The sequence below is a fragment of the Streptomyces sp. SL06 genome (assembly GCF_058244745.1).
Genome location: NZ_JBSYOT010000002.1, coordinates 5,413,845 through 5,423,573, shown reverse-complemented (window position 1 = coordinate 5,423,573; position 9,729 = coordinate 5,413,845). Strand labels below are relative to the sequence as shown.

Genomic DNA, 9,729 nt, shown 5'->3' with positions numbered 1-9,729 from the left:
GCCGACGTACGGCGGGCCGGTCAGCCCTTGCTGGCGGAGTCGGCGCCGTCCTTCACGTCCGCCACGGCACCGTCCCCGGCGTCCGTCGCGTCCTTGGTGTCCTCGGGGTCCTTGCCGTCCCCGGCGTCCTTGGTGTCCCCGGGGTCCGTGGACTCGGCGTCCGCGTCCGGCTTCGCGCCGTCCGCGGGCTCGCCGTCCGGGGACTGCTCGCCCGGTTCGATCACGGTCTCCCGGCCCGGCCGCATCCGTGCCGAGAGCACCATGTACACCACGGCGAGCAGGAACACGACGAGCGCGGTCCAGTTGTTCAGCCGCAGGCCCAGGATGTGGTGGGCGTCGTCGACGCGCATGTACTCGATCCAGAACCGGCCCGTGCAGTACGCGGCGACATACAGCGCGAACGCCCGCCCGTGCCCCAGCCTGAAGCGGCGGTCGGCCCAGATCACGAGCAGGGCGACGCCGATGCACCACAGCGACTCGTACAGGAAGGTCGGGTGGTACGTGCCCGGCTCGCGTCCGTCGGTCGTCGAGGTGATCTTCACGGCCCATGGCAGGTCGGTGGCCCGGCCGTACAGCTCCTGGTTGAACCAGTTGCCCCAGCGGCCGATGGCCTGGGCGAGGGCGATGCCGGGGGCGACGGCGTCGGCGTACACGGGCATCGGGATGCCCCGGCGCCGGGCGCCGATCCAGGCGCCCAGCGCGCCGAGGGCGATCGCGCCCCAGATGCCGAGGCCGCCCTGCCAGACCTTGAAGGCGTCGACCCAGTCACGGCCCTCGCTGAAGTACAGCTGGTAGTCCGTGATCACGTGGTAGAGCCGGCCGCCGACCAGGCCGAACGGAACGGCCCAGACCGCGATGTCGGCCACCGTGCCGGGCCGCCCGCCCCGGGCGATCCAGCGCTTGTTGCCGAGCCAGACGGCAACGAAGACGCCGATGATGATGCAGAACGCGTAGCCGCGCAGCGGGATGGGGCCGAGGTGCAGCACCCCGCGCGACGGGCTGGGAATGAAGGCAAGTTCCATGGCAGGGTCGACGCTACCGTGTCGGACGGGACACGCGGCGAGTGGCCCGGCTACGGGTCCGTAACGAGCGGACGGAACGAGCCGCCCGCGCGCGCCCCACCGCCGCCGCGCTACTTGTTGGCATCCTGCACCAGCTGCTTCAGCTTCTCCGGTGTCATGGAGCGGTCCTGGTAGATGTTCTTTCCGTCCAGCAGGACGGTCGGCGTGCCGCTGAAGCCGCCGCTCTGGAAGGCCTTGTTGGACTTCTCCACCCAGCTGTTGTGCTTGCCGTTCTTCAGGCACTCCTGGAACAGGGTCGAGTCCAGGCCGTCGACCTTGCGCGCCAGTTCCAGCAGCTTGTTCTCGTCGGCGAAGGCGTCGTCGGTCTCGGCCGGCTGGTTGTCGTAGAGCACGTCGTGGTACGGGACGAACTTGCCGGCGTCCTGGGCGCAGGCCGCGGCGTTGGCGGCCTTGCGGGAGCCGGTGCCGCCCATGTTGCCGTCGATGATGGTGGCCAGGTGGTACTCGGTCTTGAGCTGTCCGGCGTCGGTGAGCTGGTGGATCGTGTCGCGGTACGCCAGCTCGAAGGCCTTGCAGGCCGGGCAGCGGAAGTCCTCCCAGATGGTGAGCGTCGACCCGGCGCTCTCCTCGCCGGCCGGGATCGCGAGGGCGTCCTTGCCCTGGGCGCCCGAGGGCGCCACGACCGGGCCCGCCGACTCGCTGCCGTCGTCCTTGCCCGCGTTCGCGGCGACCACGCCGATCACCGCCGCGAGCCCCAGGACGCAGACCACGCTCGCGCCGACGATCAGCGCGCGCCGACGCTTGTCCCTGGACCTCTGCCTGTCGCGCTCCGCCGCCAGCTTCTCCCGGGCGGTGCGCTTTCCCTCTCGGTTCTTCTCGCTCACACCCCGCAGAACGAACCGGGGAGGCGCAGCGCGCCTCCCCGGTCCCAGGTCCACCCGTACGAGGGACCCGTATGACTTACCCGTCGTCGCGCGGGATCCTACGCCCGTCCGCGCACGCCCTTCGCGAGGTCGGCGGCGAGCGCGCGGACGCCCGCCAGGCCGGCCGCGTCGTCGGGGGCGTCCAGCATGCGCTTGACGAAGGCCGAGCCGACGATCACGCCGTCGGCGAAGCCGGCCACCTCGGCGGCCTGCGCGGCGTTGGAGACGCCGAGCCCGACGCAGACCGGGGTGTCGGTGGTGGCGCGGGTGCGCCGCACCAGGTCCTCGGCCTGCGCGCCGACCGACTCGCGGGTGCCGGTGACACCCATGAGGGAGGCGGCGTAGACGAAGCCGCTGCCGGCCGCGGTGATCTCGGCGAGCCGCGCGTCCCGGCTGCTGGGCGCGACCACGAAGACCGTGGCGAGCCCCTGCTTGTCGGCGTGCTCCCGCCACAGCGCCGACTCCTGGACGGGCAGGTCGGGCAGGATGCACCCGGCGCCGCCCGCCTCGGCCAGTTCGGCGGTGAAGCGCTCGACGCCGTAGCGGTCGACGGGGTTCCAGTACGTCATGACGAGGACCGGCTTGCCGCTGGCCGCGTGCACCTCGCGGACCGTGCGCATCACGTCGGCGATCCGCACGCCGCCGCGCAGGGCGATGTCGTCGGCGGTCTGGATGACCGGGCCGTCCAGGACGGGGTCGCTGTGCGGCAGGCCCACCTCGATGACGTTGGCGCCGCCGTCGAACACGGCCTTCATCGCCTCGATGCCGCCGGTCACGCTCGGGAATCCGGCCGGGAGGTAGGCGATCAGGGCGGCGCGGCCCTCGGACTTCGCCGCGGCGAGGGTCTCGTCCAGCAGGTGCACGTTCCCGCTCACTTGGCGTCCCCCTCGATCTCCGCGGGGCCGGCCTCGTCGGCGGCGACCTCGGCGTCGGTGTCGTACAGCCCGAAGTAGCGGGCGGCGGTGTCCATGTCCTTGTCGCCGCGGCCGGACAGATTGACCACGATCAGCCCGTCCTCGCCCAGTTCTCTGCCGACCTCCAGGGCGCCGGCCAGCGCGTGGGCGGACTCGATGGCCGGGATGATGCCCTCGGAGCGCGACAGCAGGCGCAGGGCCCGCATGGCGGCGTCGTCGGTGACCGCGCGGTACTCGCCGCGGCCGGACTCCTTGAGGTGGGCGTGCTCCGGGCCGATGCCCGGGTAGTCCAGGCCGGCCGAGATGGAGTACGGCTCGGTGATCTGGCCCTCGTCGTCCTGGAGGACGTAGGACCGGGAGCCGTGCAGGATGCCGGGCTCGCCCGCGGTGAGGGTGGCCGCGTGCTCGCCGGTCTCGATGCCGTGTCCGGCGGGCTCGCACCCGATGAGGCGGACGTCCGCGTCGGGGATGAAGGCGTGGAAGAGGCCGATGGCGTTGGAGCCGCCGCCGACGCAGGCGATCGCGGCGTCGGGGAGGCGTCCGGCCTGCTCCAGGAGCTGGCGGCGGGCCTCGACGCCGATCACGCGGTGGAAGTCGCGGACCATCGCCGGGAAGGGGTGGGGTCCCGCGACGGTGCCGAACAGGTAGTGGGTGCGGTCGACGTTGGCGACCCAGTCGCGGAAGGCCTCGTTGATGGCGTCCTTCAGCGTGCGGCTGCCGGACTTCACGGCGATGACCTCGGCGCCCAGCATGCGCATGCGGGCCACGTTCAGGGCCTGGCGCCGGGTGTCGATCTCGCCCATGTAGATGGTGCAGTCGAGGCCGAACAGGGCGCAGGCCGTCGCGGTCGCCACGCCGTGCTGGCCGGCACCGGTCTCGGCGATCACCCGGGTCTTGCCCATGCGCCTGGTGAGCAGGGCCTGGCCCAGCACGTTGTTGATCTTGTGGGAGCCGGTGTGGTTCAGGTCCTCGCGCTTGAGGAAGACACGGGCCCCGCCGGCCTGCTCGGCGAAGCGGGGGACCTCGGTGAGGGGCGACGGGCGGCCGGTGTAGTGGACGAGCAGGTCGTCGAGTTCCCGGGCGAACTCAGGGTCGGACTTGGCCTTGTCGTACTCGACGGCGACCTCGTCGACGGCCGCGACCAGGGCCTCCGGGATGAATTTGCCCCCGAAGGCGCCGAAGTAGCCCTCGGCGGAGGGGACTTGCCCGTCCGGGTCGGGGATGAAGAAGGTGCTGGGCATGCGTGTACCTCACGGTGAGTGTCCGGTTATGGCTCATCGCCGTGGGGGCGAGGACTCGTTGTCGGCCGCCGGCCGTGGAGGGCCGGTCGCGCCGTTCCCCGCGCCCCTGAAGGGCGCGTCGCCATCGCCTGCCGTTCACCTGGCCCGGTTCGTCGCCGATGACATACCTCACCCGGCGGCCGTGGACCCGGCGGGCCGGGGCGCGGCAGCCTCGGGGGCGGCAGCCGCGCGCGAGGCGGGCGTACCGGTCCACGGGGGTCATGGTGAGCGTCATCGGGGGTCAGCCTACCGGGAGGTCAGCCCCGGCCGTGCCGCAGTGCGGGGTGTTCGCCTGCCGCCACCAGGTCGGAGACGGCGGTCTTCGGGTCGCGGCCGGTGACCAGGGACTCGCCGACCAGGACGGCGTCGGCGCCCTCGTTGGCGTAGGCGATGAGGTCGTGCGGGCCGCGGACGCCGGACTCGGCGACCTTGACGATGCCGGCCGGGATCTCCGGGGCGACCCGCTCGAAGGTGCCGCGGTCCACCTCCAGGGTCTTCAGATTGCGCGCGTTGACACCGATGACCTTGGCGCCCGCGTCCACCGCGCGCTCGACCTCGTCCTCGTCGTGCACCTCGACCAGGGGGGTGAGTCCGATGGACTCGGCGCGCTCGGTCAGCGACTCCAGCGCCGGCTGGTCGAGTGCCGCGACGATCAGCAGCACGAGGTCGGCGCCGTGCGCGCGGGCCTCCCACAGCTGGTACGAGGTGACGACGAAGTCCTTGCGCAGCACGGGGATGTCCACCCGCGCGCGCACCGAGTCCAGGTCGGCCAGCGAGCCGCCGAAGCGGCGCTCCTCGGTGAGGACGGAGATGACGGCGGCACCGCCCGCCTCGTAGTCCGCGGCGAGTCCGGCCGGGTCGGCGATGGCCGCCAGCGCGCCCTTGGAGGGGCTGGAGCGCTTGACCTCGCAGATGACCTTGACGCCTTCGCCGCGCAGCGCGGACACCCCGTCCTTGGCGGGTCGTGCCTTGGCCGCGCGCTCCTTCAGCTCGTCGAGGCTGACGCGCGCCTGCCGCTCCGCGAGGTCGGCACGGACTCCGTCGATGATCTCGTCGAGCACACTCACGCGAGCGGCCCCCTTTCAGACGGCGAAACCTGTGGTCACTGCGATGGTATCCGCAGCGGGGCACCGGACCCGCATCCGGCCGCCGCAGGTCCCACCACCCAAACGCCCCTCGAAGCGGCCGTCCGCCGGGCGGTCAGGGCAGGAGCCAGCCGCCGAACGGCAGGTTCCGGACCACCGTGAAGGCCAGCAGCAACGCCCCCGCCGTCCACAGGTGGACCGGTCCGAGGTCGACCCTCGTCGGCCGTCCCCGGACGGTACGGATCACCCAGACGGTCCACAGCACGGCGAAGCCCAGATAGCCGAGCACGGCGGGCGCGTTGGCGTGCAGCGCGGTCAGCACGTCCCCGTGCGCGAAGGCGTGGGCGCTGCGCAGGCCGCCGCATCCGGGGCAGTGCAGTCCGGTGAGACGCAGCAGGGGGCAGACGGGGTAGTGGCCGGGTTCGTTGGGGTCCACGCTCCCCACGTACGCGAAGGCGCCGGCGACGGCCGCGAGCACTCCGGCCGGGACGGCCAGGCGGGCGGGCGCGCCCCGCGTCGCGGTCCTGGTCGGGGTCGGAATCGGCTTCCCGGTCTCGGCGTCCACGCTGGGCATTCTGCCCCCGCCGGTCCGCGCGCGCACGTGAGGGGCGGCCCGAGCACCTTCGTGCCGCTCCGCCCCCCGGGAGGCTGCGTGACCGCCGTACCCGGTCAGCCCTTGGCGCCGGCCGACGCGTGGTCGCCGGTGACCTCGTGCACGGGGTGGTTCTGCTTCGGCTGGCCGAGGCCCATCATCCGCATGATGTAGCCCACGACACCGCCGAGGAGCACGACCGCCATGCCGGCCCAGAAGCCCAGCGGCCGGGCCGCCACCATGAACATGCCCGCGATGCAGAAACCGATGAAGGAGATGATGACACCGGTCCAGGCGGCCGGGGTGTGACCGTGGCTGCTGCCCGCCATTGCTTGCTCCTCGTTGCTGTGTGCCGTGTCTGAGCAGGACGCTCGCACCCATTGTCCCGCACGGGCGCACGCGCCGTGAGCGGGGGTGCTCCCCACGCGCGCGGGGCGGCGGCCGGACGGCCCGGGGCGCGCGTGTCGCGTGGGCGGGGCGCCCCGCGCGCGTACGGGCGAACCCGCGGGTCAGGCGCTGGTGGGGTCCTCGCCGCGGTCGATGGCCTTCCAGAGGTCCTCGGGGCGGTCCGGATCGACGGGCTTCGGCCGGCGGCGCGGGGCGCCGCCGCGTTCGTAGCGGCCGGACATCGCGGGCCACAGCCGCCCGTAGCGCAGGGCGAGCAGCCCGGCCAGCAGGAGCAGGGCGCCGCCCGCCGCCGCGACGTACGGCCAGGCGGTGTGGGAGAGGGCGTTCACGGTGGCCGAGGTGTCGCCGGCTGCCTTGGCGGCCTGGTCGTCCAGCGCGGAGCTGTCGGAGGCGCCGGCCAGCGCGGCGGCGACGGTGCCCGCGCCGCTCAGCGCGAGCAGGGCGGCCACGGCGAACCGTCCGGCGCGGCGGACGGCGAACACGGCGACGAGCGCGGCGAGGCCCACTATGGCGAGCGCCGCGGGTACGCCGGTGACGTCGCTGCCACTGACGGTCAGCGGGAACGCGCCGCCGGCCACCTTCGCGGTGCCCTCCGCCCACTCCTGCCGGGTGGCGAGCAGGGCGACGGCGGCGCCGAGCGCGCCGCACACCAGGGCGACGGCGAGGCTCCGGCGGCCGGACCCGGCGGGTCCTGCGGCGGGGATGCGGGGGTGAGGAACGGCTGTCACGTACTCCACTATCACCCGAACCCCGGGCGAACCGTCACCCGGGGTTCGGATTGGCCGACGTGAGAATCGCCCCACCGCCCCGGCGGTCCGCCCTATTGCCCCAGCCGGTTGGCTGTGTGCACGGCCCGCAGCACCGCCGCCGCCTTGTTGCGGCACTCGATGTCCTCGGCGACCGGGTCGGAGTCGGCGACGACGCCGGCGCCCGCCTGCACATGGGCCGTGCCGTCGCGCAGCACTGCCGTGCGGATGGCGATGGCGGTGTCGGAGTCGCCCGCGAAGTCGAGGTAGCCGACGCAGCCGCCGTACAGGCCGCGCCGGGAGGGTTCGAGTTCGTCGATGATCTGCAGGGCGCGCGGCTTGGGGGCGCCGGAGAGGGTGCCGGCCGGGAAGCAGGAGGTGAGGACGTCGAAGGCGGTGCGGCCCCGGGCGACCCGGCCGGTGACCGTCGAGACGATGTGCATGACGTGCGAGTACCGCTCGACGGACATGAAGTCGACGACCTCGACGGAGCCGGGTTCGCAGACGCGTCCGAGGTCGTTGCGGCCGAGGTCGACCAGCATCAGGTGCTCGGCGCGCTCCTTGGGGTCGGCCAGCAGTTCGTCGGCGAGGGCCTGGTCCTCCCGCGGGGTGGCGCCGCGGGGCCGGGTGCCGGCGATGGGGTGCACCATGGCGCGCCCGTCCTCGACCTTGACCAGGGCCTCGGGCGACGATCCGACGATGTCGAAGCCGTCGAGGCGCAGCAGGTACATGTACGGGGAGGGGTTGGTGGCCCGCAGCACCCGGTACACGTCGAGGGCGCTCGCCGTGCACGGTGTCTCGAACCGCTGCGAGGGCACGACCTGGAAGGCCTCGCCCGCGCGGATGCGCTCCTTGACGTCCTCGACGGCCGCCCGGAAGTCGGGGCCGCCCCACCGCGCGGTGTACTCGGGCAGCTCGGAGGGCGGCAGCGCGGCCGGGGGCTGGGCGACCGCGCGCGCGAGGTCGGCCTCCATGGCGTCCAGGCGGGCGACCGCGTCGGCGTAGGCCTCGTCGACGCCGGTCTCCAGGTCGTTGTGGTTGATCGCGTTGGCGATCAGCAGGACCGAGCCCTCCCAGTGGTCCATCACGGCGAGGTCGCTGGTGAGCAGCATGGTCAGCTCGGGGAGCTTCAGGTCGTCCCGCTCGCCGGGTCCCACCTTCTCCAGGCGGCGCACGATGTCGTAGCCGAGATAGCCGACCATGCCGCCGGTGAAGGGCGGCAGGCCCAGGTCGTGGGCGAGGTCGCGGGGGGTGTGCAGGGCCTCGACGGTGGCGCGCAGGGCGGCGAGCGGGTCGCCCTCGGTGGGGACGCCGACGGGCGGGGTGCCCTGCCAATGGGCCCTGCCGTCCCGTTCGGTGAGCGTGGCGGCGCTGCGCACGCCGACGAAGGAGTACCGGGACCAGGATCGGCCTCCCCCGGTGCTGAACGCCTGGGAGGTGCCCCCGTCCGCGGACTCCAGCAGGAAGGTGCCGGGGCGCTCGGCCGCGAGCTTGCGGTACAGGGCGACCGGGGTGTCGCCGTCGGCGAGGAGCTTGCGGCTCACCGGGATCACCCGGCGGTCGGCGGCGAGTTTGCGGAAGGTGTCGAGGTCCATGACGTCCATGGCGGCAGACCCTACTGACCCGCGGCGGGCGCGTCGGCTCCCGCGCCGTCGGTGAGGAGCACGTCGGCGTCGAAGCAGGTGCGGGCGCCGGTGTGGCAGGCGGCGCCGATCTGGTCGACCTTGACCAGGACGGTGTCGGCGTCGCAGTCCAGGGCGACGGACTTCACCCACTGGAAGTGCCCGGAGGTGTCGCCCTTGACCCAGTACTCCCGGCGGCTGCGCGACCAGTAGGTGCAGCGTCCCGTCGTCAGCGTGCGGTGCAGGGCCTCGTCGTCCATCCAGCCGAGCATCAGCACCTCCCCGGTGTCGTACTGCTGGGCGATGGCGGGCAGGAGGCCGTCGGCGCTGCGCTTGAGGCGGGCGGCGATCTCCGGGGCGAGCGGGCCGGACGGCCGGGGGGAGCTGCTGGTCATGCGCCCATTGTGCCGCGCGGTTCGGGCCCGGCCCGGCACTGTCCATTGGGCGGACCCGGCCGGCCGCCGTAAGCTGACTGCATGTCGACTTTCGCCAAGCGTGAACGACTTCTGCTCGCGGACCTGTTGGAAACGGCGGGACCGGAGGCACCCACCCTCTGCGAGGGCTGGCGGACCCGTGATCTCGCCGCGCACGTGGTGGTGCGCGAGCGCCGGCCGGACGCCGCAGGCGGCACCCTGATCAGGCCGCTGGCGTCCCGGCTGGACCGGGTGATGGAGGAGTACGGCGCGAAGCCGTACGAGGAGCTGCTCCAGCTGATCCGCACCGGGCCGCCGCGGTTCTCGCCCTTCCAGCTCAAGCAGGTCGACGAGGCGGCGAACACGGTGGAGTTCTACGTCCACGCCGAGGACGTCCGCCGTGCCCAGCCCGACTGGTCGCCCCGCGAGCTGGACCCGGTCTTCCAGGACGCCCTGTGGTCCCGTCTGGAGCGCGCCGCCCGGCTGATGGGCCGCGGCATCCCGACGGGTCTGGTGCTGCGCCGCCCGAACGGCCAGACGACGGTCGCCCACCGGGGTACGCCGGTGGTGACCGCGACCGGCGAGCCGTCCGAGCTGCTGCTGTTCGCGTTCGGCCGGCAGGGCGCCGCGAGGGTGGAGCTGGCGGGCGAGGAGGACGCGATCGCCAAGCTGCGGGAGACGAAGCAGCTCGGGATCTGAGGCCGGGCGGCCGGGGCGGGGCCGG

11 protein-coding genes and 1 pseudogene are annotated in these 9,729 nt (G+C 73.4%); 1 reads left to right on the top strand and 11 read right to left on the bottom strand.

From position 1 onward, the window contains the following. Positions 1-20: 20 nt before the first annotated feature. The 11 genes and pseudogenes from lgt to hisI form a co-directional block, all read right to left on the bottom strand. The gene (gene lgt, locus AC4IHM_RS24855; protein ID WP_490869220.1) at positions 21-1,022 is read right to left on the bottom strand and encodes a prolipoprotein diacylglyceryl transferase; all 1,002 of its coding nucleotides are present in this window, start codon (positions 1,020-1,022) and stop codon (positions 21-23) included. A 110-nt stretch (positions 1,023-1,132) separates the two neighbouring features. Continuing rightward, a complete protein-coding gene (locus tag AC4IHM_RS24850; RefSeq protein ID WP_490869219.1) occupies positions 1,133-1,906 on the bottom strand; it encodes a DsbA family protein in 774 nt (257 codons plus the stop codon). Between the two features lie 98 nt (positions 1,907-2,004). Continuing rightward, positions 2,005-2,820 (bottom strand): tryptophan synthase subunit alpha, encoded by an 816-nt coding sequence (trpA, locus tag AC4IHM_RS24845; protein WP_490869218.1) that lies wholly within the window; start codon positions 2,818-2,820, stop codon positions 2,005-2,007. Continuing rightward, entirely contained in the window at positions 2,817-4,100 is a 1,284-nt protein-coding gene (trpB, locus tag AC4IHM_RS24840) for a tryptophan synthase subunit beta (protein ID WP_490869217.1), read from the bottom strand. Before trpB ends, trpA begins: the two co-directional genes overlap by 4 nt. A gap of 175 nt (positions 4,101-4,275) precedes the next feature. Next, a pseudogene (locus AC4IHM_RS24835) lies at positions 4,276-4,362 on the bottom strand (tryptophan biosynthesis modulator TrpM); the annotation flags it as partial. A 34-nt stretch (positions 4,363-4,396) separates the two neighbouring features. Further along, the gene (gene trpC / locus AC4IHM_RS24830) at positions 4,397-5,206 is read right to left on the bottom strand and encodes an indole-3-glycerol phosphate synthase TrpC (RefSeq protein WP_490869216.1); all 810 of its coding nucleotides are present in this window, start codon (positions 5,204-5,206) and stop codon (positions 4,397-4,399) included. A gap of 133 nt (positions 5,207-5,339) precedes the next feature. Further along, positions 5,340-5,798 (bottom strand): DUF2752 domain-containing protein, encoded by a 459-nt coding sequence (locus tag AC4IHM_RS24825; RefSeq protein WP_490869215.1) that lies wholly within the window; start codon positions 5,796-5,798, stop codon positions 5,340-5,342. Between the two features lie 95 nt (positions 5,799-5,893). Then, complete coding sequence (locus AC4IHM_RS24820; protein ID WP_490869214.1) at positions 5,894-6,145, bottom strand: HGxxPAAW family protein; 252 nt, start codon at positions 6,143-6,145, stop codon at positions 5,894-5,896. Positions 6,146-6,325: 180 nt separating this feature from the next. Then, positions 6,326-6,961, bottom strand: a complete 636-nt coding sequence (locus tag AC4IHM_RS24815) for a TIGR02234 family membrane protein (RefSeq protein WP_490869213.1) — start codon at positions 6,959-6,961, stop codon at positions 6,326-6,328. A gap of 83 nt (positions 6,962-7,044) precedes the next feature. Then, positions 7,045-8,565, bottom strand: coding sequence for an anthranilate synthase component I (locus tag AC4IHM_RS24810; RefSeq protein ID WP_490870928.1), 1,521 nt, complete (start codon positions 8,563-8,565; stop codon positions 7,045-7,047). A gap of 20 nt (positions 8,566-8,585) precedes the next feature. Next, the gene (gene hisI / locus AC4IHM_RS24805; protein ID WP_490869212.1) at positions 8,586-8,987 is read right to left on the bottom strand and encodes a phosphoribosyl-AMP cyclohydrolase; all 402 of its coding nucleotides are present in this window, start codon (positions 8,985-8,987) and stop codon (positions 8,586-8,588) included. 81 nt (positions 8,988-9,068) lie between these two features. Here hisI and AC4IHM_RS24800 point away from each other — a divergent pair, with 81 nt between their 5' ends. Further along, positions 9,069-9,704 carry a TIGR03085 family metal-binding protein gene (locus AC4IHM_RS24800; RefSeq protein WP_490869211.1) on the top strand — a complete coding sequence of 212 codons (636 nt, stop codon included), beginning with the start codon at positions 9,069-9,071 and terminating at the stop codon, positions 9,702-9,704. Positions 9,705-9,729 lie beyond the last annotated feature (25 nt).